Annotated in this window: 20 protein-coding genes; 8 read left to right on the top strand and 12 right to left on the bottom strand. The window is 68.3% G+C overall.

Annotated features, from left to right (window positions below; genetic code table 11):
• The first annotated feature begins 1 nt into the window (after position 1).
• Entirely contained in the window at positions 2-1,057 is a 1,056-nt protein-coding gene (locus AVE30378_RS21405) for a lactonase family protein (RefSeq protein WP_129243100.1), read from the top strand.
• Between the two features lie 15 nt (positions 1,058-1,072).
• On the opposite strand, the gene AVE30378_RS21400 is transcribed toward AVE30378_RS21405, so the two are convergent.
• The 5 genes from AVE30378_RS21400 to AVE30378_RS21380 all read right to left on the bottom strand — a co-directional run bounded on the left by AVE30378_RS21400 (position 1,073) and on the right by AVE30378_RS21380 (position 6,564).
• Positions 1,073-3,538: a TonB-dependent receptor gene (locus tag AVE30378_RS21400; protein ID WP_129243099.1), complete on the bottom strand. Its 2,466-nt coding sequence runs from the start codon at positions 3,536-3,538 to the stop codon at positions 1,073-1,075.
• A gap of 96 nt (positions 3,539-3,634) precedes the next feature.
• Positions 3,635-4,606, bottom strand: coding sequence for a FecR domain-containing protein (locus AVE30378_RS21395; protein WP_129243097.1), 972 nt, complete (start codon positions 4,604-4,606; stop codon positions 3,635-3,637).
• 19 nt (positions 4,607-4,625) lie between these two features.
• Entirely contained in the window at positions 4,626-5,144 is a 519-nt protein-coding gene (locus tag AVE30378_RS21390) for a sigma-70 family RNA polymerase sigma factor (RefSeq protein WP_129243095.1), read from the bottom strand.
• Positions 5,145-5,222: 78 nt separating this feature from the next.
• Positions 5,223-5,465, bottom strand: coding sequence for a hypothetical protein (locus AVE30378_RS21385; RefSeq protein WP_129243093.1), 243 nt, complete (start codon positions 5,463-5,465; stop codon positions 5,223-5,225).
• Between the two features lie 211 nt (positions 5,466-5,676).
• Complete coding sequence (locus tag AVE30378_RS21380; RefSeq protein ID WP_129243091.1) at positions 5,677-6,564, bottom strand: prohibitin family protein; 888 nt, start codon at positions 6,562-6,564, stop codon at positions 5,677-5,679.
• Between the two features lie 332 nt (positions 6,565-6,896).
• On the opposite strand from AVE30378_RS21380, the gene AVE30378_RS21375 reads away from it, so the two are divergent.
• Positions 6,897-7,958: a M4 family metallopeptidase gene (locus AVE30378_RS21375; RefSeq protein ID WP_129243089.1), complete on the top strand. Its 1,062-nt coding sequence runs from the start codon at positions 6,897-6,899 to the stop codon at positions 7,956-7,958.
• Positions 7,955-8,284, top strand: coding sequence for a protealysin inhibitor emfourin (locus tag AVE30378_RS21370; RefSeq protein WP_129243088.1), 330 nt, complete (start codon positions 7,955-7,957; stop codon positions 8,282-8,284). Before AVE30378_RS21375 ends, AVE30378_RS21370 begins: the two co-directional genes overlap by 4 nt.
• Before the next feature lie 40 nt (positions 8,285-8,324).
• Here the strand turns inward: AVE30378_RS21370 and AVE30378_RS21365 are convergent, their stop codons facing one another.
• Positions 8,325-9,542 carry an MFS transporter gene (locus tag AVE30378_RS21365; RefSeq protein WP_129243086.1) on the bottom strand — a complete coding sequence of 406 codons (1,218 nt, stop codon included), beginning with the start codon at positions 9,540-9,542 and terminating at the stop codon, positions 8,325-8,327.
• 121 nt (positions 9,543-9,663) lie between these two features.
• Here AVE30378_RS21365 and AVE30378_RS21360 point away from each other — a divergent pair, with 121 nt between their 5' ends.
• Positions 9,664-10,461 (top strand): AraC family transcriptional regulator, encoded by a 798-nt coding sequence (locus tag AVE30378_RS21360; RefSeq protein WP_129243084.1) that lies wholly within the window; start codon positions 9,664-9,666, stop codon positions 10,459-10,461.
• Between the two features lie 177 nt (positions 10,462-10,638).
• Here AVE30378_RS21360 and tam read toward each other — a convergent pair whose 3' ends face one another.
• Both tam and AVE30378_RS21350 read right to left on the bottom strand, forming a co-directional pair.
• A complete protein-coding gene (gene tam, locus AVE30378_RS21355; RefSeq protein WP_129243083.1) occupies positions 10,639-11,412 on the bottom strand; it encodes a trans-aconitate 2-methyltransferase in 774 nt (257 codons plus the stop codon).
• A gap of 109 nt (positions 11,413-11,521) precedes the next feature.
• Positions 11,522-12,520, bottom strand: a complete 999-nt coding sequence (locus AVE30378_RS21350) for a TerC family protein (protein ID WP_129243081.1) — start codon at positions 12,518-12,520, stop codon at positions 11,522-11,524.
• Between the two features lie 106 nt (positions 12,521-12,626).
• Between AVE30378_RS21350 and AVE30378_RS21345 the strand changes: the two genes are divergently transcribed.
• From AVE30378_RS21345 to AVE30378_RS21335, 3 genes are all read left to right on the top strand, one after another.
• Positions 12,627-13,520 (top strand): LysR family transcriptional regulator, encoded by an 894-nt coding sequence (locus AVE30378_RS21345; protein WP_129243079.1) that lies wholly within the window; start codon positions 12,627-12,629, stop codon positions 13,518-13,520.
• 83 nt (positions 13,521-13,603) lie between these two features.
• The gene (locus AVE30378_RS21340) at positions 13,604-13,999 is read left to right on the top strand and encodes a hypothetical protein (protein WP_129243077.1); all 396 of its coding nucleotides are present in this window, start codon (positions 13,604-13,606) and stop codon (positions 13,997-13,999) included.
• A 48-nt stretch (positions 14,000-14,047) separates the two neighbouring features.
• Positions 14,048-14,668, top strand: a complete 621-nt coding sequence (locus AVE30378_RS21335; RefSeq protein ID WP_341868039.1) for a hypothetical protein — start codon at positions 14,048-14,050, stop codon at positions 14,666-14,668.
• 6 nt (positions 14,669-14,674) lie between these two features.
• On the opposite strand, the gene AVE30378_RS21330 is transcribed toward AVE30378_RS21335, so the two are convergent.
• Entirely contained in the window at positions 14,675-15,076 is a 402-nt protein-coding gene (locus AVE30378_RS21330) for a hypothetical protein (protein WP_129243075.1), read from the bottom strand.
• A gap of 143 nt (positions 15,077-15,219) precedes the next feature.
• On the opposite strand from AVE30378_RS21330, the gene AVE30378_RS21325 reads away from it, so the two are divergent.
• Positions 15,220-15,792, top strand: coding sequence for an XAC2610-related protein (locus tag AVE30378_RS21325; protein ID WP_129243073.1), 573 nt, complete (start codon positions 15,220-15,222; stop codon positions 15,790-15,792).
• A gap of 3 nt (positions 15,793-15,795) precedes the next feature.
• Here the strand turns inward: AVE30378_RS21325 and AVE30378_RS21320 are convergent, their stop codons facing one another.
• The 3 genes from AVE30378_RS21320 to AVE30378_RS21310 form a co-directional block, all read right to left on the bottom strand.
• Positions 15,796-18,162 carry a TonB-dependent siderophore receptor gene (locus AVE30378_RS21320; RefSeq protein WP_129243071.1) on the bottom strand — a complete coding sequence of 789 codons (2,367 nt, stop codon included), beginning with the start codon at positions 18,160-18,162 and terminating at the stop codon, positions 15,796-15,798.
• 200 nt (positions 18,163-18,362) lie between these two features.
• The gene (locus AVE30378_RS21315) at positions 18,363-19,361 is read right to left on the bottom strand and encodes a FecR family protein (protein ID WP_244235114.1); all 999 of its coding nucleotides are present in this window, start codon (positions 19,359-19,361) and stop codon (positions 18,363-18,365) included.
• The gene (locus tag AVE30378_RS21310) at positions 19,348-19,854 is read right to left on the bottom strand and encodes an RNA polymerase sigma factor (protein ID WP_129243066.1); all 507 of its coding nucleotides are present in this window, start codon (positions 19,852-19,854) and stop codon (positions 19,348-19,350) included. Before AVE30378_RS21310 ends, AVE30378_RS21315 begins: the two co-directional genes overlap by 14 nt.
• Positions 19,855-19,941 lie beyond the last annotated feature (87 nt).

Raw genomic sequence — 19,941 nt, 5'->3', positions numbered from 1 at the left:
CATGCACGTCTATATCGGCTCCCGCACCACGCGCGAACGCAGCGCCCGCGGCGAGGGCATCAGCGTTTTCGACTACGACCCCGGCAGCGGGACGCTGACCCTGACGCAGGTGATGGGCGGCCTGCTCAATCCTTCCTACCTGCTGCCGCATCCCGCCCTGCCGGTGCTGTACACCGTGCATGGCGACAGCCACGAGGTCAGCGCGCTGCGCCGCGACACGCGCGACGGATCCCTGGCGCCGTGGCGCACGCAGTCCTGCGAAGGACGCAATCCCGTGCATCTTGCCCTGGGTCCCTCGGGCCGCTACCTGATGGTGTCGAACCACCTGGCCGGCACGCTGGCCGTGCTGCCCGTGGCGGGCGACGGGTCGCTGGACCCCGTATCGCAAACGGTTCGCCTTGAAGGCGAGCCCGGGCCGCACCGCAAGGAGCAGCCTTTCGCCAAGCCGCACTACAACCTCGTCGACCCGTCCGGCCGCTACGTGGCGGTGCCGGACAAGGGCCTGGACCGCGTATTCCTCTTCGCGCTGGACGAACGCGGCGTCGGCGCGGAACCGGTTTGCGCGGCCGCCGCGCGCGAAGGCGCCGGCCCGCGCCACGCCGTCTTCCACCCGTCCGGCGCGTGGCTCTACGTGGTCAATGAACTGGACAACACCGTGGCCGCCTATGCGCTGGAAGCCGGCGCGCTGCGGCCGTTCCAGGTGCTGCCCACGCTGCCCGACACCTGCACCGGCAACAGCCGCGCCGCCGGCATCGCGATGGACGCGCACGGCCGCCACCTGTACGTTTCCAACCGCGGCGACGACAGCATCGCCGTGTTCGGGGTGGACCCCGCCAGCGGCAGGCTGACGCCGCGCCAGCACGCATCGACCCGCGGCAGGACGCCGCGCTTTTTCACCCTGTCTCCCGACGGCCGCTTCCTGTTCGCGCTCAACGAGGACAGCGACACCCTGGCGCGGTTCCAGGTCGATCCGCGCGACGGCACCCTGGCGGAAGACGGCTGCGTCCTGCGCGTCGGCAGCCCGGTGTGCATGGTGTTCGCGCCGCGCCAGGCGTGATGCGCCGCGGCGGCTTCAGAAATCCATGGAAGCCGACAGCATCACTGTGCGCGGCACGCCCTGCGAGATCGTGCCGTACGAAGCCACGCCGGACCAGTACGCCCGGTTGAACACATTGACCACGTTGGCCCGCAGCGTGACGTCCTTGCCGTAGACCTTGGCGGCGTAGCGCGCCCCCAGGTCGAAGGTGGTCCACGACGGCACGGACTGCGTGTTGGCCTGGTTGATGTATTCGCGCCCGGTGTGGACCATGCTGCCCGTCAGGGTCAGGCCGGCCACCCACGGCGTATCCCACTCCGCGCCCAGATTGACCGACACCTTGGGCACGCCCACGGGCCGGTTGCCCACCGTGGCGCGGCTGGCCGTGCGCGTCAGCTCCGCGTCCAGGAACGTCACCCCGCCCAGCAGGCGCAGCCCACGCAGGGGTTCGCCGGCGACGTTGAACTCCAGCCCGCGATTGCGCTGCTCGCTGTCGGCGCCGTACACGCCATCGGTCAACTGGCCGCTGGGCTTGGTGATTTCGAAGGCGCTCAGCGTCAGCATGGCGCTGTCCAGGTCCAGCTTGACGCCCACCTCCTTCTGCTTCGCCTTGTAGGGCTTGAACACCTGGCCCGCGTTGGACGCGGTGGCGGGCGCCACGTCGCCCTTGCTCAGGCCTTCAACGTAGTTGGCGTAGAACGATACATGGTTCCAGGGCTTGACGACGAGGCCCGCCAGCGGCGTGGTCGCGCGCTCGTCATAGCTGACGGTCCGCTCGCCGGTCGCCGCGTTGAAATTGCGGGACTCGATGCGCTGCTGACGCACCCCCAGGGTCAGTTGGGCGCGCTCGTCCAGGATGCTGAGCGTATCGGCCAGGGCCAAGCCGGAAAGGTCGGACGACGACACCTTGGGCACGTTCGCCGGCGCGGGGATGTACTGCTCCGGACGCGTGACGGGGTGGTAGATGTTGGACGCGAGGGGCGTGCCCATCACGCTCGCCTGCGAATTGCGGTCGCTGTACAGGCTGCCCATGAAGCTGATGGCATGGCGCACCGGCCCCGTGTCCAGCTTGGCCCGCAAGCCGGCGTTGTAGGTACTGCGGTCCACCTGGAACCGGAAGTTGTTCGGCGTGACGAGCGTATCGCCGGCTTCGTTCACGATCGTGGGCGTCTGGTCCGACAGCCGCGCGATGCTGGTGTCCGAACCGCCCGCGTCGGCGAACACCGTCAGGCGGTCGCCGATGTCGTACTCCACCCTCAGCAGCGCCGATTGTCCGTCGGACTTCCACCAGCCCCACGGCTGCGTGGCGTTGCGCCGGCCGTCGGCCGCGTGCGGCGCGTCGATGCCGGCGGCCACCAGGAAAGGCCGCGTGGGCGCGTCGATCTTCTCGTTCTGCGTCAGCAGGTCCAGCGACGCGCGCAGGCGTTCGCCCTGGTAATCCAGCGACAAGGCGCCGATGTCGGTGCGCGAATGCAGATTGTCCAGCGGCGTATCGCCCTGGCGGTGCATGCCGTTGACGCGCACCCCCCATTCGCCGGCGGCGCCGAAGCGGCGGCTCAGGTCGGCCCGGGCGCCGAACTGCGAATCGGCCATGTAATCGGCCGACACGCGGGTCAGGTCCTCGGGCAGCGCCCGCTTGGGCACCATGTTGATCACGCCGCCCACGCCGCTGTTGGGCGACATGCCGTAAAGAAGCGCGGCCGGCCCCTTCAGCACCTCCACCCGCTCGATGTAATCGGTGAAGACGTGATAGTTGGGCGCCACGCCGTAGACACCGTCGAAGGCAATCTCGCCGAGGTTGCCTTCGCCGATGGGAAAGCCGCGGATGTAGAACGAATCGGTCACGCCGCCGATCTGGCCGGTGAAGCGCACCGAGGGCTCGACGTTCAGCGCGTCGGCCAGCGTCACCGCCTGGCGGTTCGCCAGCAGTTCGGACGTGTAGTTCGTGACGTTGAACGGCGCGTCCATCACGTCGCGGTTGCCCAGCAGCCCCAGGCGGCCGCCGCGGGCCACCTGGCCGCCGGCGTACTCCGCCGGCAACGCATCGCCTGCCACGCCCGCGCCGGCGACGGTAACCGTGGGCAGCACGGTCAGCCGCTCTCCCGGGCCGGGCGGCAGCTTGCGCAAGGCATAGGCGCCATCGCCCTGCTCCGACAAGGCATAGCCCGAACCGGCCAGCAAGCGGGAAAATCCCTCCTGCGCGGTGTAGGCGCCGTTCAGCCCGTCGCTGCGCCGGCCCGACAACATCGCCGGATCGAACGACAGGGGCACGCCCGACGCCGCGGCGAACTGGGCGAGCACGTCGCCCAGGGGGCCCGCGGCGATGGCGTAGGACTTGCGCGCCGCGCTGCTGACGGTGTCCGCCGCCGCGGCCGGTGAAGGGGCTCCCGCCGAGGCCAGCAGCGCCAGGCCCAGGCCGGCGGCCCGGACCATCGCGCCCACGGGCGGCAGAACGGCTTTGCCGCGAGGCGTGCGCGGCAAACGGGGAATTCTGGAAACCATGAAACGATCCTTCGTAAGGGACTGGGTAGCGCGCGGGTCGCGGCGATTCACCCGGTACACCGAACGAAGCGGAAAAAAGTGTCAGCCGGTCTGCGATTAATTTGTAACGCCGGCGCGGGGCGCGAGCGTCGTCCAGTACGGCGTGATCCGGCTCACCCTCACCGGCAGCGTCTTTTCCAGGAGCCGCAGGCTGGCGTCGATGTCGTTCAGCGGGAAGGCCCCCGACACCCGCAGCCCGGCCACCGCCGGGTCGCAGCGCAACACGCCCCGGCGATAACGGCCCAGTTCGTCCACCAGGTCGGCCAGCCGCCAGTTCCGGACGGCGAGCATGCCCTGCTCCCACGACACCGCCGACTCGTCGGCCGGGACCTGGAGGCCGACTTCGCGCGCGTTGAAGACCGTCTGCCGCCCCGCCGGCAGCAGCATGGCGGCCGCTCCCGCAGACGCGGGCCGGATCTCGACCGCGCCGTCGAAGACCGCGACACGCACCGAGCCGCCTTCGTCGCGCACCATGAAACGCGTGCCCAGCGCGCGGATCGCGCCCTGTCCGGTCTGGACGATGAAGGGGCGCGGAACCGGCGAAGGATCGTGGCCGGTGGTCAGCAGGATTTCGCCAGCCCGCAGCCACAGCAGGCGCTGCCGGGGGGTGTAGTCGATGTCCACCGCGCTGGCGGTGTTCAGCACCAGTTGCGTGCCGTCGGCCAGTTCCATGCGGCGGCGCTCGCCGGTCGCCGTGCGCGCATCCGCGCTCCACGCCCGCCAGGGCAGTTCGCGCGCGCCCCACCACACGGCGGGCGCCAGGACCAGCAGACCGCCCAGCGCGCGCATGGCCTGCCGGCGGCCCGGGCGGTCGAGCCGGCGCAAGGTGTCGCCTCCGATCCGCGGCGGCACCTGTCCGAATCCGCGCAGCATTTCCTCGGCCCGCGCCCAGGCGGCGGCATGCTCGGCGCTGCGTCCGCGCCAACGCTCGAACTCGGCGCGGTCGGACGCCGACAGGGTCTCGGACTGCCAGCGCACCACCCAGCCCGCCGCTTCCTTCAGGATGGCGGGATCGACGGCGGCGCTCATCGGACCACCTGCTGCGGGTTCATGGCGCGTCGGCCTGATAGGCGATCAGGCAGGCGGTCAACGCCGCCTGCATGCGGCGCTTGACGGTGGACAGCGACACGCCCAGGCGCTGCGCGATGGCGTCGTAGCCCATCCCGTCGAACTGCGACATCAGGAAGATTTCGCGCGTGCTGGCCGGCAGGGCGCGCAGCGTGGCGTCGATGGCGAGCAGGGTTTCCAGGATGAGCGCCCGCGCCTCGGGCGACGGCACCTCCGGCGCCGGAAGCTGCGCGACGACGGCCAGATAGGCGTCCTCCAGCGCGCGGCGGCGCCAGTGGTCCACGACCAGCCCCTTCGCGATGTGGGTCAGCAGCGCGCGCGGCTCGGCGCCGGCCCCCTGCCTGCGCCCGGCCATCAGGCGCACGAAGGTGTCGTGCGCCAGGTCCGCGGCGTCGAAGGAATTGCCCAGCTTCTTGCGCAGCCAGCCCGACAGCCAGCCGTGATGATCCCGGTAGATCTTCGTGACGGTGTCGGCGCTCAAGGAATCGGGCGTAGGCAAGGCGCTACCCTGGATAGAACGTAAATAGGAACTATTTATATTCTATCCTATCCCCTCACGGCCCTTGAACGGCCGCGTTCAGTAATCCATCGGGATATGGCACTGGGCGGCCCTCAGTTCCTCCAGGTGCCGCTCGGCCTCCTGCCTTTCCGCGGCTGGCGACAGGGCCCGCCAGCTCACCATGTTTCCGGTCGCCTTCACCGGCATCCAACCCAGCACGCTGTAGAGCGTGATCGCGGTGCACCCCGTGTCGAACCGCGTTTCGTAATAGCCGTGACGGTCCGGCAGGGTATCGCCGGGCGTCCATTCCATCTGAGACATCCACGTCTCCTTCTTGCTGAAGCTTATGCGCAAGCGCGCGGATCCCGCGGGGATCTTCCGGCGATCGTATCGCCGGCCGCGTTTGCCTGTACGGTCAAGATGCGCCCGGTTTGCAATTCTTGACAGAGGGATATCCCTAGGCCGCGGGAGGCTCCCGCGGCGGAATGTGGCGAAAATCGGACGAAGCGATGGAGGGCGTCCGCCGCGGCGGCTACTTGATGCCGATGAAGGGCAAGGCCGCGCCCGGGACCTGCGTCGCCGGCAGCACGCCGTCCCACTTTTCCACCGCGTTCAGGCTCACCAGGTTGGTGTTGGCGGCCAGCGCTTCGGCCTTGGCGCGGATCGCGGCGGCCTCGGCCTCGCCCCGCATGCGGATGCCGTCGGCTTCCGCCGTGAACTGCTGGCGGCGGGCGTCGGCCTCGGCCTTGGCCTTCACCACCTGGATTTCGGCGTTGATCGTCGCCGTTTCCTTTTGCTGGCGGGTGGTCTCGATCTGCACCTGGGCCAGCATGCGCTGCTCGATGGAATGCTCGTAGGCCTGCGAAAACCCGACCTCTTCGATCTGCACGCCCACCACCTGCACCGGCGCGCCCTCCATCGTCTTGCGCACGGATTCGTTCACGTCCAGGCCCAGCTTCTGGCGTTCCTGGATGGCGCGCACGGCGGTGTACTGGCCGAACACGTTCTTCACCGAATCCGGCGTCTTGCGTTCCAGCACCCGCATCTGCAGATTGTTGATCGTGCCGTATTCGGAATACAGCTCGGCCACGTGCTCGGGCGGCACGCGGTAGGTCACCGACACCCGCAGCGACGCCGGCTGCTGGTCATAGCTGTAGGCCTCCAGCTTCTCGAACACGAACGTATGGTCGCGCACGGACACCATCATCACGCTGTCGATGAAGGGGGTCTTGAAGTCCAGGCCGGGTTCGGACACGCGCACCAGCTTGCCGTTGCGCAGCACCACGCCGCGCTCGCCCTGGTCCACCTGGAACCATGAGCCGAAGGCCAGGAAGAGGATCAGCACGAACAGCACCGCCGTAATGGCCGCGACCTTGATGCTGCGCGGCTTGACGGCGCCTATCGATTTGACGACCTGCATGTCTGTCGGCTTCACTTGGAATCCCTTTCTGATTTTGAACGTTTACGATCCGAGAGCACGGCGGCAATGCCCCGCGCCAGCAAGTAAGCGACGACGGCCGCTCCCACCAAGATCAGGAAATACCTCATCGAGCGTTCCCCCCGGAAAAGAAGCAGGGGATTCTATCGCGACTCCCTGCGCCTCCGAATTGTGACGATTGTTGCGCGGCCCGGCGGTAAAGTTCCTAGCATCAGGCCGCAACCTGTTACGTCCCTCGGGCCGGACCATCTGCTACCGTTGTTCCAGACCCTTGCGCCGCGGCCCTGGTCCGGCGCCCACGACGGAGACCGCGCATGCCACGTCCTTCCGAGTCCGCGCCCCTGATCGGTGTGATTCCTCCCTACCTGCTGGACCGCCTGGCGCAGCACGCCGACGCCCGGGTCAGCATGCCGGCGGTGAAAACGCTGATCATCGACCAGCAGCAGCGCGGCTTGCGCGAAATGGCGGTCCAGCCGCCTCGCGCCAAGCCGGCCCCGGCCAAGCGCGCCGGCCCCGCCGGCAAGCCGCGACGGGCCGTTCACGACGCCGGCAACACGACCACGCTGCCCGGCAAGCTGGTGCGCGCCGAAGGCCGCCCCGCCAGCGGCGACGACGCGGTGGACGAAGCCTATGAACACCTGGGCGCGACCTACAAGCTGTTCTGGGATATCTACCAGCGCCATTCCATCGACGGCGATGGGCTGCCGCTGGTCGGCACCGTGCACTACGGCGAAGACTACGACAACGCTTTCTGGAACGGCGCCCAGATGGTGTTCGGCGACGGCGACGGCGAAGTGTTCAACCGCTTCACGGTGGCGCCCGACATCATCGGCCACGAACTCACGCATGGCGTCATCGACGCCGAGGCCGCCCTGCTCTACCAGGGGCAGTCCGGCGCGCTGAACGAATCCATCTGCGACGTCTTCGGCGCGCTGGTCAAGCAGTACGCCCTGGGCCAGGACGCCCGGCAGGCCGATTGGCTGGTGGGCGCGGGACTGTTCACCGCCAAGGTGCGCGCCCGCGCGCTGCGCTCCATGGCGGAGCCGGGCAGCGCCTATGACGATCCCGTGCTGGGCAAGGATCCGCAGCCCGCCCATATGGACGACTATGTCGACACGCCCAGCGACAACGGCGGCGTGCACATCAATTCCGGCATCCCCAATCGCGCCTTCCACCTGGCGGCCACCGCCCTGGAAGGCCCCGCGTGGGCCGTTGCCGGCCGCGTCTGGTACGACGCCCTGTGCGGCGGCCGGCTGCGCCACGACGCGGACTTCGCGCAGTTCGCGGCGCTGACGCTGGAAGCGGCGCAACGCCATGGCGCCGCGGCCCGGGACGCCATCGCGAAGGCCTGGCAAACCGTGGGAGTCCAGCCATGATCGAACTGCCTTCCCTGGACCTTGCCCTGCTGGTGCGCTTGACCCGCGAAGGCGGCCTGGCCTATCTGCCGGCGATGGCGCGGCCGCGCAGCATCGACCTGGCCACCTGCCCGCCCGAGGTGCGCCGGGAAGTCTGCGACGCGCTGCGGCGCGCCGCGCCCGTCGCCGTCGCGCGCGACGCGTGCGCCGGCGGCGACCGGCGCTACTTCCGCGTGGAGGTGGTGTACGGTGGGGCCGAGGTGCCGGACGTCAGCTTCGACGTGCCGGAGACCGACGCGCCCGACACGCTGGTGCGCCTGTGGAAGGAACCGCCGCGGCAGGAATGAAAGCGCGGGCGCGCCGTTCCCGGCGCGGCGCCTGCGCCGCCTACGCGGGCGCGTGGACCCGGAATTGCCCGATCTGGATGGCCCGGCCCGCATACAGGCCGGCGATCGCCATCGCCACGCACAGCGCCGCGCATCCACCCAGCGCGGCATCCCAGCCGCCCAGCGCATCATGCATCGCGCCCATCAGCGCGGGCCCGGTCGCGGCGAACAGATAGCCCACGCATTGCGCCATGCCTGACAGCGCCGCGGCCTGCTGCGCGTGGCTGGCGCGCAGTCCCACGAACGCGAGGCCCAGGATGATGCCCCCGCCCGTGCCCAGGCCCAGCAGCACGATCCACAACGTGGCCCAGCCGGGCGCGGCGATCAGGCCCAGCATCGCGGCGAACGAGGCCGCGGCCGAGCAGAACGCGGCGGCGCGCTGGTCCTTCATGCGCCGCACCACCGGCGCCAGGAACAGGGCCGGGGCGGCGGACATCAGTTGCAGCAGTCCATGCAGCGTGCCGGCGCGTTCCGCCGTATAGCCCGCCTCGCGCAGGATGGCCGGCAGCCAGCTCACGCCCACGTAGAACACGAAAGAGTTGATGCCCAGGTACAGCGTCACCTGCCAGGCCAGCGGCGAACGCCACAAGCGGCCGCCGTGCGGCGCATGCGCCGTGGACGCCGCGGGCGCGGTGTGACTGGCCAATTGCGGCAGCCACAACACGACGCCGACGACGGGGATCAGCAACAGGCAGCCTGTCGAGAAGCGCCACGTCGCATCGGACAGGTTCGCCAGCGGAATGGCGATGGCCGACGCCAGGCCGGCCGCCAGGCTCATGGTCAGCACGTAGGCCGAGGTCAGGCCCGCGACGCGCTGCGGGAAATCGCGTTTCAGCAGGCTGGGCAGCAGCACGTTGCCGATGGCGATGCCCGCCCCGATGACCGCCGTGCCCAGGTACAGGCCCCAGGCCGGTCCCACGGTGCGCACCCCGATGCCGCCGGCGATCAGCAGCAAAGCGGCGAACAAGGTGCGCTCCAGGCCGTGGCGGCGCGCCAGGCCCGCCGCGAACAGCGACACCACCGCGAAGGCCAGCAGGGGCAGGGTGATCAGCATGCCGGCCGCGGTGGAGTTCAGCCCGAGCTGCTCGCGGAGCATGCCGATCAGCGGCGGCACGCCCGTGATGGGCGCGCGCAGGGCGGTGGCGATGCAGAGAATGCCCGCGATCAGCAGCAGGGGATTGCCGGCGGGGCGCTTGGAGGAAGCGGAAAGAGAGGTCATGCGCAGGAAGCCCTTGGACGGGTCCGTCAGTGTGGACAGGTCTCCAGCTTAAGCAAAACCGCCTTTACCGAATTTCGAGATAATGACAAACTATCCCTAAAACCAGCCAACCCCTCAGCCCATGCCCGCCCTGGACGGCCCCGCCCCCTTCCTCGACCTCGACATCGACTCGCAATGGACCAGTGCGATGCGCGTGCATGCGGCCGAGAACGACCACGAATCCCCCCCGCACCGGCACCGCATGAGCCAATTGGTGCTGGCGCTGCATGGCGGCGTGACCTGCTCGGTGCCGCAGGGGCTGTGGATGGTGCCGCCGCACTGCGGCGTCTGGATTCCCGGCGGCGTGCCGCACAGCAACCGCGTCACGGTGAACGGGCGCGTGTGTTTCCTGTTCGTGCCGCCCGGCACCCCGGATCTGCCAAGGCAGTGCTGCACGCTGGCCATCACGCCGCTGCTGCGGGAACTCATCGCGCACCTGGCGGACCTGTCGCCGGCGGAAGCGGCCACTGCGGCCAACCGGAAGCTGGCGGAGGTGCTGGTGGACCAACTGGCCCACATGCCGACCGAACACCTGCACCTGCCGATCCCGGATCACCCGCGGCTGCGCGAAATCGCCGACGCGCTGCGCGCCGACCCCGCCGACCGCAGCACGGTGGCGCAATGGGGCAGGCGCGTGGCGATGAGCGAACGCACGCTGGCGCGGCTGGTGCACCAGGAACTCGGCATGAGCTTCGGCCGCTGGCGCCAGCAGATGCACATCATCCAGGCCCTGCAGCGCCTGTCGGCCGGCGTCTCGGTGCAGCGCACGGCCGAAGACCTGGGCTACGAATCCGTCAGCGCCTTCATCACCATGTTCCGCAAGACGCTGGGCAAGACCCCCACCCGCTACTTCGCGGACAAGGCCGACGGCGCGCTCTAACAGGCCAGGTGTCAGACACCCCACGAGACACCCGCCAAATGAGGCCGCCCTTCCCGGGTGTCTGACACCCAACCCCCGCCAACTCCAGGCCAGGTGTCAGACACCCCACGAGACATCCGCCAAATGAAGCCGCCCTTCCCGGGTGTCTGACACCCAACCGCCGGCCGCCAACTCCCCTCACCCCTCCCGCGCCCCCGCCACGATGAACAACCGCGGAAACGGCAACAACACCGTCCCGTCGGCCAGCGCCGGATAAGCCTCTTCGATCAACGACTGGTAGCGGGCCAGGAAACCCGCCTGCCCCTCGGCGTCCAGCCGGTCCAGGTACGGCCGCAAGGCCGTGCCCTTGAACCACTCCACCACGGCCGCCGCCCCCGCCAGCGGATGGTGGTAGGTCGTGCGCCACACGTCCAGCCGGCCGCAATGCGGCTTGAGCAGTTCGTAGTACCAGGCCGCGCTGTGCCGCGGCGGATGCGTGAAGCCGCCGATGCTGGCCGCCCACGGGGCCTCGCCGGCCACCTGGCGCGCCAGCCGGTGGGCGGGCTCTTCGAGGTTGTCCGGAGTCTGCACGGCCAGGCTGCCTCCGGGCGCCAACTTGCCGACCAGGCGGGGATACAGCGTGTCGTGATCCGGCACCCATTGCAGCGAAGCGTTCGCCAGGATCACGTCGTAGGACTGCGGCGGATTCCAGGCGGCGATGTCGGCCAGCTCGAAGCGCAGCGCGGGCAGGCGCTTGCGGGCGGCCTGGATCATGTCGTCCGAATTGTCCAAGCCGGTCAGTTCCGCGTCCGGATAGCGCCCGGCCAACACCTCGGTGGAATTGCCCGGGCCGCAGCCCAGGTCCACGGCGCGTTTCACTTCCTGGTTCGGCAAGGCGGCAACCAGGTCCCGCACCGGACGGGTGCGCTCGTTCTCGAAAGCGGAATACTGCTTGGCGGACCAACTGGTCATGGCGGTTCCTTGCGTAGGGGTTCGTCAGCACTCTACGCCTGCCCTATCCATACGACAAATCCGAATCCGGAGAGTCCGCCATATCCACGGGATATGGCGGGCCCGGGCCTTACTCGGCCGCCAGTTCGGGCTTGGCGCGTTCCGAACGCGTCTTCCACAGCGAGAACGCCACGCCGCCGGCGATCAGGCCGAACGTCACCGAGAGGGACACGGCGGCCGGCACCTTGCCGATGAAGCCCACCAGGAATATCTTGGTGCCGATGAACACCAGCACCAGGGCCAGCGCGTACTTCAGGTAATGGAAGCGGTGGATCATCGCCGCCAGCGCGAAATACAGCGCGCGCAGGCCCAGGATGGCGAAGATGTTGCTGGTGTAGACGATGAACGGATCCGTGGTGATGGCGAAAATCGCCGGCACCGAATCCACCGCGAACAGCAGGTCCACGAATTCGATCAGCACCAGCGCCAGCAGCAGCGGCGTGGCCCAGCGCACCGTCTTGGATGTGGCGGGATCAATCTCGCGCACCCAGAACGCATTGCCGCGCAGGCCGTCCGTCACCCGCATGCGGCGCTTCAGGAACTTCAGGATGGGATTGGACGCGATGTCGGGCGTCTGGTCCGCGATCATCCACATCTTGATGCCGGTGAACACGAGGAAAACGCCGAACACATACAGCAGCCAGCCGAAATTGCTGACCAGCGCGGCGCCCAGACCGATCATGATGGCGCGCAGCACGATCACGCCCAGGATGCCCCAGAACAGCACGCGATGCTGGTATTGGCGCGGAATCGCGAAGAAGCTGAAGATCAGCGCGATGACGAAGACGTTGTCCATCGACAGCGACTTCTCGATCATGAAGCCGGTGTAGTAGGCCATGCCGCTGGCGGCGCCCATCTGCCACCAGACCCAGGCGCCAAACAGCAGCGCGGCGGTGATGTAGCCGGCGGAAAGCAGCAGGCTTTCGCGCACGCCGATCTCGCGGTCTTCCTTGTGCAGGACGCCTAGGTCGAAGGCCAGCAGCGCCACGACGATGCCCAGGAAGAGCAGCCAGCTCCAGGCGGGGGTGCCGAGGAAATCGGCGGCCAGAAAGGTCATTAAGGTTTCCATGATGTTCCGCTCTTGTTCGAAGGGCCCCATGATCCGGATCGGACGCCGATGTAAAAATCAGCCTGAAATTGAGTTAAGGTTCGAAAAAACCGAAGTGAGCCGAGCGATGCTGAACTACCGACATCTCTATTACTTCTGGATGGTCGCCAAGGAAGGCGGTTTTTCGCGCGCCGCCGAACGGCTGGACATGGCCATCCAGACCATCAGCGCGCAGGTCCGGGAACTGGAGAAGAACCTGGGCCACCAGTTGCTCAAGCCGGCCGGCCGCGGCGTGGCGCTCACCGAAGCCGGCGAAGCCGCCTTCGCCCGCGCCGAGGAGATCTTCCAGATCGGCCATGCGCTGCCCCAGGAAGTCCGCGCGGCGGCCACCAAGCCCGTCATGCGCCTGGCCGTGGGGCTGTCCGACGGCATTTCGAAACTGGCCGTGCATACCCTGCTGGGCCCGGTGCTGCACACGCCCGACCTGCGCCTGACTTGCCACGAGGGCGAGGTCCAGGAACTGCTGGGCGAACTCGCCCAGCACCACCTCGATCTGGTGCTGGCGGGCCAGGGCGCGCCCGCCAACCCCAACCTGCGGCTCACCAGCGACCGCCTGGTGTCGTCCCCCGTGGACTGGTACGGCCCCGCCAAGTGGGTGCGCAAATCCGACGCGCGCGATTTCCCGCGCTGCCTGGAACGCCTGCCGGTGCTGCTGCCCACCGGCCATTCCGTGCTGCGCCAGACGCTGGACCGCTGGTTCAACGAGCAGGGCCTCTACCCCAACGTGGTCGGGGAATTCGAAGACAGCGCCCTCATGTCGGTGTTCGCCGCCCGGGGGCTGGGCGTGTTTCCGCTGAGCCGGCTGGGCGGCGGCGACATCGGCCTGCTGCGGGGCCTGCGCCCCCTCGCCCGCTGCGATGAAGTGCACGAGGAAATACACGCGATCCGCAATCGCCGCGGGCAGCATCATCCGTTGGTGCAGGCCGTGCTGCTGCATGCGAAAACTTCGGTTTTCTCTTAATGTTTGTCACACCCGCTCTGGTTTTTCGGAAATAGAATCCGCTTTATCGTGGCGTTCCCTTGAAATATCGGAGTACCGCTTCAATGAAAAAAATCATCTGGCTCGCCTTCGCCGTGCTTGCCGCGCTCTGGACGGGGCTGGTGGCGCTGACGCTGCAATTGACCGATTGGGTCCTGGCCTCCGTCGCCTCGGCGCAGGTGCCGGGCGCCGCGTTCGACACGTCGCAATGGGTCGCGCCCGCGTGGGCGGCCGCCTGGGTCGATCCCGCCTGGCTACAGTCGCTGCAATCCGGCCTGGTGTGGGCCGCGCAAGGCCTGAACCAAGTGCTGCCCATGGCCGGCAGCCTGGGCACCTTGATCGCGGTGGTCGGCTGGATCTTCTGGGGCTTCATCATGGCCGGGCTGCTGGTGCTGGCGCTGGTTCTCCACTGGCTGGCCGGCAAGCGGGAACAGGCGGCGCCCGGCCGCCAAGTGGTGTAATAGGGCAGGCAACGCGTGCCCGGCGCGCTGCCCTCCAAGGAGCCCGCCGTGCCCGCTGTCCGTCCTCGTCCCCTGCCCTTCCTCCTGGCGGCCTTGTGCGCCGCCGCCATGGCGAACGCCCAGGCCTCGCCCGCCTACGGCGTCGAGGTCTGCACGGTGACGGGCACCTCCGGGGAATACAGCGTCCGCGTGCGCAACACGGGGACGGGGCCGCTGGCCCGCGCCGACATCGCCGGCGTGCGCCTGGACGCCGGCGGCCAGGCCGCCGGGAATCTCAGCGTGGAGCTCGCCGACATCCCGGCCGGCAAGTACAAGACCGCCGTGCTCGGCCGCCACGGGGATTCCGTCGCGCTGGTCAGCATCGCGACCTATGTTTCCGTCCAGGGCGTGGAGACCCGCCAGGAAGACCTGTACGCCGGCAAGGTGGCGCACGTCTCGCCCGGTTCGGCCGTGCCCTACACGCTGGCGCCGCTGGCCGTGCGCGGCTGGACGGTGGCCTATGGCTCGAAGCTCGGGCCCAAGCTGGAAGCCGGCAGCGCGGTGTTGCTGATCTATCCCGCCCGCCCGGGCAAGAAGCGGGACGCCACCCGGCCGGAAGCCGGCCGCGCGCCCGCCGACGTCGTGCCGCTGGCGCCCTGCCGCGCGCCGGCGGGCGGCAAGCGTTCCTGAACGCGCTCAGGCGCCGTGGAGCAGGTCGCGCTCGTTCAGCAGCGCATAGACGATTTCTGGCCGGCTGTCGAAGCTGCGGCGGATGGCGGCGGGAATGGCGGCGCGCGTCTTGCGGCACAGCCCCGGCTGGTCGTCGAGCTGGATCGAAATACCGCGCGAGGTGCGCACCTCGTTTTCGCTGGGCGTGATCCTGACCACGATGCCCAACTGCGCCTGGATGCGTCCCTGCATGACCCGCAGGTCCTCCAGGCTGGCCAGGTTCTCCAGCCGGGCGACCAGGCGTTTCTCTTCTTCCTTGGTCAGCCGCAGGACGCGGACGTCCGCCACGGGATCGGCCAGCAGCCGGTCGCGGTCGCACACACAGGCGCCCGGCGGGCATTCTTGGCGGATGGGAAACGGAAAATTCATGGCGCGGGCGCGTTCCGGACGGTCTTGCCTATCCTGGGATTCTACCCACGATCGCTCCGCCGCCCGCCGGCGCGCGACTCTCGTAAACCCGCGGCCCGCTGCGGCATAATCCCCGTCACCCATTCCAGCGCAAGGACATCCACGTGAAGGGAATATTGTTCGGGGCCGTTCTGGCCGCGCTCGGCCAGAACGCCTGCGCGCGCGAGTATCCGTACGCCGTCGCTCCGGGCCTGCCCGCGGTGGTGACCGTCTCCGGCCTGCCGGATCAGCGCCTGCGCGTGCGCGTGGGCGACGGCCCGGAACACGAAGTGGCCCGCCTCGGCGGCGATGAAGAAGTCGACCAGTTCCAGTCCGTGGACGTCGACCGCGACGGCTACCGGGATTTCGCCATCGGCCAGAGCGGCGGCGGCGGCCAGGTCCTGACGCGCATTTTCCTGTACCGTCCGCAAGACCGGGCTTTCCGCGAACTGCCGCACCCCGACAGCGCTTCCAGCCCCTGCCGTGGCTACGTCAATCCCGTGTTCGACGAAACGCGCCCCGCATTCGCCGTGGCATGCCGCTATGGCGCGGCCGAATACGGTTTCGAGGAATACGCGGTGTGCCCGGACGGCACGGCGCAGGCGACCTCCTGGTCCAGGCAGAGCGGCGAGTCGGTGCAGCGGCTGCGCCCTCCCGGCCCGAAGGCCGGCGCGTGCCGGGCCCAGCCGAAGCGATAAGCGCTACCAGTAGTAGTTCAGGCTCAACGTCGTTTCGCGCTCCATGCCGCGGAACGTATAGGTGTAATAGCGCTTGTCAAAAACATTGTTGATGTTCAGCGCAATACGGTAGCGCGGAGTCTCGTAGGCGACCGCCACGTCCGCCAGCGTGAACGCGGGGTTGTACGGCGTGGTCCCATCAACCGCGGTGTTCAACGGCGACTTGCCGCGGTAGCGCACGCCGGCGCCCAGCATCAGGCCCTGGACTTGGCGCGGCCGGTAATCCAGCCACAGGCTGGCCGTCTGCCGCGCCGTCTGCGGGGTCTGGCGGCCCTCTTCCTGCGGCCGGCTGCTCTTCGTCGTGCGCGGATCCAGATAGGTATAGCCGGCCATCACGCGCAGTTCGCTCGACAACGGGAACTTGGCTTCCAGCTCCAGGCCAGTCGAGCGCACTTCCCCCGTCTGCACATTGAAACGCGGATGGTCCGGATCCTGCGTCGTCACGTTGGTCTGGCGGATATCGAACACCGCCGCGGTGAACAAGGCATCGGTGCCGGGCGGCTGGTACTTCAGGCCGGCCTCATACTGCTTGCCTTCGCGCGGCTTGAAGGCGCTGCCGTCGAATTGCTGGCCGACGATCGGGTCGAACGCCGTGGAATAGCTGACATAGGGCGCAAAACCGCTGTCGAACAAATAGAGCAGCCCCGCACTGCCCGTGGTGGCCGAATCCTTGACCTCGGGCTGCGTCGCGCTGCTGCGGGTCATCGTCGCAAAATCGCGACGCAGGCTGACATTGCCGACCCAGCGGTTCCACTTCAACTGGTTCAGCGTGTAGATGCCCGTCTGCTTCAGCGCGCTTTGCGATTTTTCCATCTCGGGATCATCCACATGCAGGCCGTACACCGGCTTGTAGATGTCCAGGTTGGGCACGTCCCAGCCAAACCCCAGCGCGTCGTTCTCCTGGTACCGCAAGAAATCCACGCCGACCGCGAACGTGTGCTGCAAGCCGCCCCACACGAAGTCCCTGGACGCGCGGCTATCCACCGCCAGCGTCTGGCCGTGCGTGCGCTGCGCCAGGCTGCCGCGCGTTACCGTGCGCTTGTCGGCCAGTAGGTCCATGGCGTAGATGTGGCGGTAATCGATGTCGATTTCCGAATAGCGCAGATTCTGGCGCAGGCGCCAGCCATTGTCCGTGTCGTGTTCAAAGGCATAACCGATGGACTTGGTATCGCGATCGAAACGATCGAAATCGGGATCGCCCGCCCCGCGGTGCAGCGGCAGGTCCGCGATCTCGGGATAGGTGTAGAGATTCGGCCACCAGCTCTTGGGCGTGCCGCGTTCCTTCGAATACGTGCCCAGCACGGTCAGGCGCGTCTGGTTCGTGAGGTTCCACAGCACGGTCGGCGCTACCGAAATCCGGTCGTCCCGGGATCCGTCGGTGCGTCCGTCGCTCTTGCGGCCCGTGACGTTCAAGCGATACAGGACCTTGTCGTCCTCGTCGAACGCGCCGCCCAGATCCGCCGTGACCTGGCGGCGGTTGTAGGTGCCGTAGCTCAAGCCCACGCTGTTGACGTGGTCCGGCGCGGGGCGCTTGGACACCATGTTGATCACGCCGCCGGGACGGCCCTGGCCGTACAGCACCGATGCCGGGCCCTTCAGCACCTCGATGCTGTCGAGATCATCCAGGCTGTCGTTCCACGACCCGTAGGTGCCGGCGGACAACTGCTTCAAGCCGTCCTTGTAATAGGCGCTGCCATCGCTGAATCCACGGATCACCGCCCCGACCATCCGTACGTCGCTCGACCCCGATACTTCCGTCTGCACGCCCGGCGTATAGGCCAGCGCGGCTTCCACGCTGCGGGGCGCCTGCATCTTGATCTGCTCCTGCGTCACGATCGATACTGACCGCGGCGTCTCGATCAGCGGCACGTCCAGCTTGCCGCTGGCGCTGCGCAGCGCGACGTAGCTGTCCGCCGTGCCCGCAGCAACGCCATGCACCGTCACCGGTTCCAGTTGCGTCGCGCCGGAAGACGGCAAACTCAACGAAACGTTGCGTCCCTCGCGTTTGAAGGCGATGCCTGTGCCCGCCAGCAGGTCGCGCAATGCGTCGTCCGGAGTCAGACGGCCCATCACCGCCGGCGCATTCCGGCCGCGCACGGTTTCAGGCAGATAGAAGATCACCAGCGAGGCCTGCTCGCCCAACTGGATCAGTGCATCGCCCAAAGGCTGGGCGGTAATGCTGATCTGCACCGGCGCCGTCTGCGCCAGCGCGGCCGCGGGAACCCCGCAAGCCAGCGCCACGGCAATGGCCAGGGCATGGCATCCGGCACGCGGGCCAGTCCATGCAGTCTTGCGCGCAGCCGTCGCGCGCCGAATCACTTGCTTGTCCATATTGAGAAAAAATTCCAGTAACTGCCCGCGCGATTTGCGCCCGGCACCCTTGGCCAAAGGTTGCTAGCAGGGCCAGGATCGACTTGCGTGGATCCGCCCCGTCTAGGGATAGACGCCACGCCGGGGAAAATTCCGGAATGATTCTCGCTATATTATTTGAAACAAAATGATTCATAGACGCGCGCCAGGAACCTGCCCGCCTAACGCGGCGCCAGCACCCTGCTCCCATCGGCCGGATACAAGACGATCACGGGCGCGATCCGGGGCAATACCGCCAGCACCGACTCGGGCTCGTCGATCGGCAGTGTGCCCGCCACGCGCAACTGCGCCAGCGTCCTGTCGTCGATCCGCAGCGGCTCGCGCAGATAGCGGTTCAGCTCGGCCACCACCTGCGACAAGGGGGTGTCGCGAAACACCAGCCGGCCGCGCTGCCAGGCGGTAATCGCCGCCACGTTTTCCTGATGGGGCGCGGCCAGCGGCTCGCCCTGCGCATGGCGCAGCACATAGCCCGCCGTCAGGGCACGGGTCGTACGGTTCCACCAGGAACCGGCCGAGAACGCCACGCTGCCCTCTTCCACCGCAAGGGCTACCGTGGCGCCCTCGCGCCGGACATTGAAGCGCGTGCCCGTTACCCGCACCTGCGACTCGCCCGCCTCGACGATGAAGGGCCGCGCGGCATCGGGGCTGACGGTGAACAGGATCTCGCCCGCCGTCAGCTCCACCTCGCGGCGGTCGGCATAGAGCGCGACCCGGGCGCGCGTGTCGGTATTCAATTCCAGCAGCGAGCCGTCGGGCAGGACGAAGCGATTGCGTTCGCCCTTGGCCGTGGCCAGCAATTGGCTGAACTCCGCTTCGGGGGCCCACAGTCTGGGGCCGAGCACGCCGACGGCCAGGGTCAAGGCACAGGCAGCCGCCAATCCCGCGGCGAACCGGCGGCGGCGCGTAGCGGGCGCCTCTTCGGTCCGTTCCAGAATGGCCCGCGACTCCTCGCGGGGCAGGCTGTCGGCCACCCGCCACAAAGCCTCTATCGAACGGTACTGGCGTTCGTGCTCCGGATCCGCCGCCAGCCAGGCGTCGCGCGCCTGGCGCTCCTGCTCATCGAGCACGCCCAGGCGCTCGCGCGAGAACCAGTGCACGGCCTGGTCGCGCACGGCCTGCGGCGTCCGGGCCGCGCCGGGGCTGGGGTCAGTGCGGCGCATGATCTTGCAACCGGTCATGGATGTGCGACAGCGCGCGTTTCATATGCTTTTCCACCGTGCTTTGCGTCAACCCGAGTTTCCGCGCGATCTCGGCCTGCGTATAGCCTTCCAGCTTGTTCCACAGGAAAACCTGCTGGACCTTCAACGGCAGCTCGGCAAGCGCCGCCTTCAAGGCATCGGCCAATTGCGCGGCGCGGATCGCGGATTCGGGATCGGCCTGCGCCGGATGCTCGGCGTCCGGCAGTTCGTCCAGGCTGACCTGTTCGCGCCGCGACTGCCGCCGGATCTCGCCGTTCAGGCGGTTCTGGCTCGCGCCGTACAAATAGGCCTTGGGGTCCAGGACCGCGGCGTCGCCGTTGCGCAGCATGTTCGCCACCACGTCATGCGCGGCGTCCTCGGCGTCATGCCGGCTGCCGCTGCGGCGCGTCCACGTCCCGATCAGCTCGCGATAATGGGCGAGCCAGCCTTTTTCGGACGAAGGGCGGCGGGACATGGAAAGGCGGCGGGCCGGACAAGAGGGGAAGGCCGGCATTATCAATCATGATTCTCATTACGGAAACCTCACGGCAACTGCGCCGGG

The sequence above is a fragment of the Achromobacter veterisilvae genome, from assembly GCF_900496975.1.
GTDB lineage: Bacteria > Pseudomonadota > Gammaproteobacteria > Burkholderiales > Burkholderiaceae_B > Achromobacter > Achromobacter veterisilvae.
This window is presented reverse-complemented; position numbering and strand designations above follow the sequence as displayed.

Bases quoted from the DNA above. Each gene is read 5' to 3' on its own strand.
- AVE30378_RS21360 (WP_129243084.1), top strand. From the start codon at position 9,664: ATGCCCGCCCTGGACGGCCCCGCCCCCTTCCTCGACCTCGACATCGAC.
- AVE30378_RS21350 (WP_129243081.1), bottom strand. From the start codon at position 12,520: ATGGAAACCTTAATGACCTTTCTGGCCGCCGATTTCCTCGGCACCCCC.
- tam (WP_129243083.1), bottom strand. From the start codon at position 11,412: ATGACCAGTTGGTCCGCCAAGCAGTATTCCGCTTTCGAGAACGAGCGC.
- AVE30378_RS21385 (WP_129243093.1), bottom strand. From the start codon at position 5,465: ATGTCTCAGATGGAATGGACGCCCGGCGATACCCTGCCGGACCGTCAC.
- AVE30378_RS21330 (WP_129243075.1), bottom strand. From the start codon at position 15,076: ATGAATTTTCCGTTTCCCATCCGCCAAGAATGCCCGCCGGGCGCCTGT.
- AVE30378_RS21310 (WP_129243066.1), bottom strand. From the start codon at position 19,854: ATGTCCCGCCGCCCTTCGTCCGAAAAAGGCTGGCTCGCCCATTATCGC.
- AVE30378_RS21405 (WP_129243100.1), top strand. From the start codon at position 2: ATGCACGTCTATATCGGCTCCCGCACCACGCGCGAACGCAGCGCCCGC.
- AVE30378_RS21345 (WP_129243079.1), top strand. From the start codon at position 12,627: ATGCTGAACTACCGACATCTCTATTACTTCTGGATGGTCGCCAAGGAA.
- AVE30378_RS21315 (WP_244235114.1), bottom strand. From the start codon at position 19,361: ATGCGCCGCACTGACCCCAGCCCCGGCGCGGCCCGGACGCCGCAGGCC.
- AVE30378_RS21370 (WP_129243088.1), top strand. From the start codon at position 7,955: ATGATCGAACTGCCTTCCCTGGACCTTGCCCTGCTGGTGCGCTTGACC.
- AVE30378_RS21340 (WP_129243077.1), top strand. From the start codon at position 13,604: ATGAAAAAAATCATCTGGCTCGCCTTCGCCGTGCTTGCCGCGCTCTGG.
- AVE30378_RS21365 (WP_129243086.1), bottom strand. From the start codon at position 9,542: ATGACCTCTCTTTCCGCTTCCTCCAAGCGCCCCGCCGGCAATCCCCTG.
- AVE30378_RS21375 (WP_129243089.1), top strand. From the start codon at position 6,897: ATGCCACGTCCTTCCGAGTCCGCGCCCCTGATCGGTGTGATTCCTCCC.
- AVE30378_RS21395 (WP_129243097.1), bottom strand. From the start codon at position 4,606: ATGAGCGCCGCCGTCGATCCCGCCATCCTGAAGGAAGCGGCGGGCTGG.
- AVE30378_RS21320 (WP_129243071.1), bottom strand. From the start codon at position 18,162: ATGGACAAGCAAGTGATTCGGCGCGCGACGGCTGCGCGCAAGACTGCA.
- AVE30378_RS21400 (WP_129243099.1), bottom strand. From the start codon at position 3,538: ATGGTTTCCAGAATTCCCCGTTTGCCGCGCACGCCTCGCGGCAAAGCC.
- AVE30378_RS21380 (WP_129243091.1), bottom strand. From the start codon at position 6,564: ATGCAGGTCGTCAAATCGATAGGCGCCGTCAAGCCGCGCAGCATCAAG.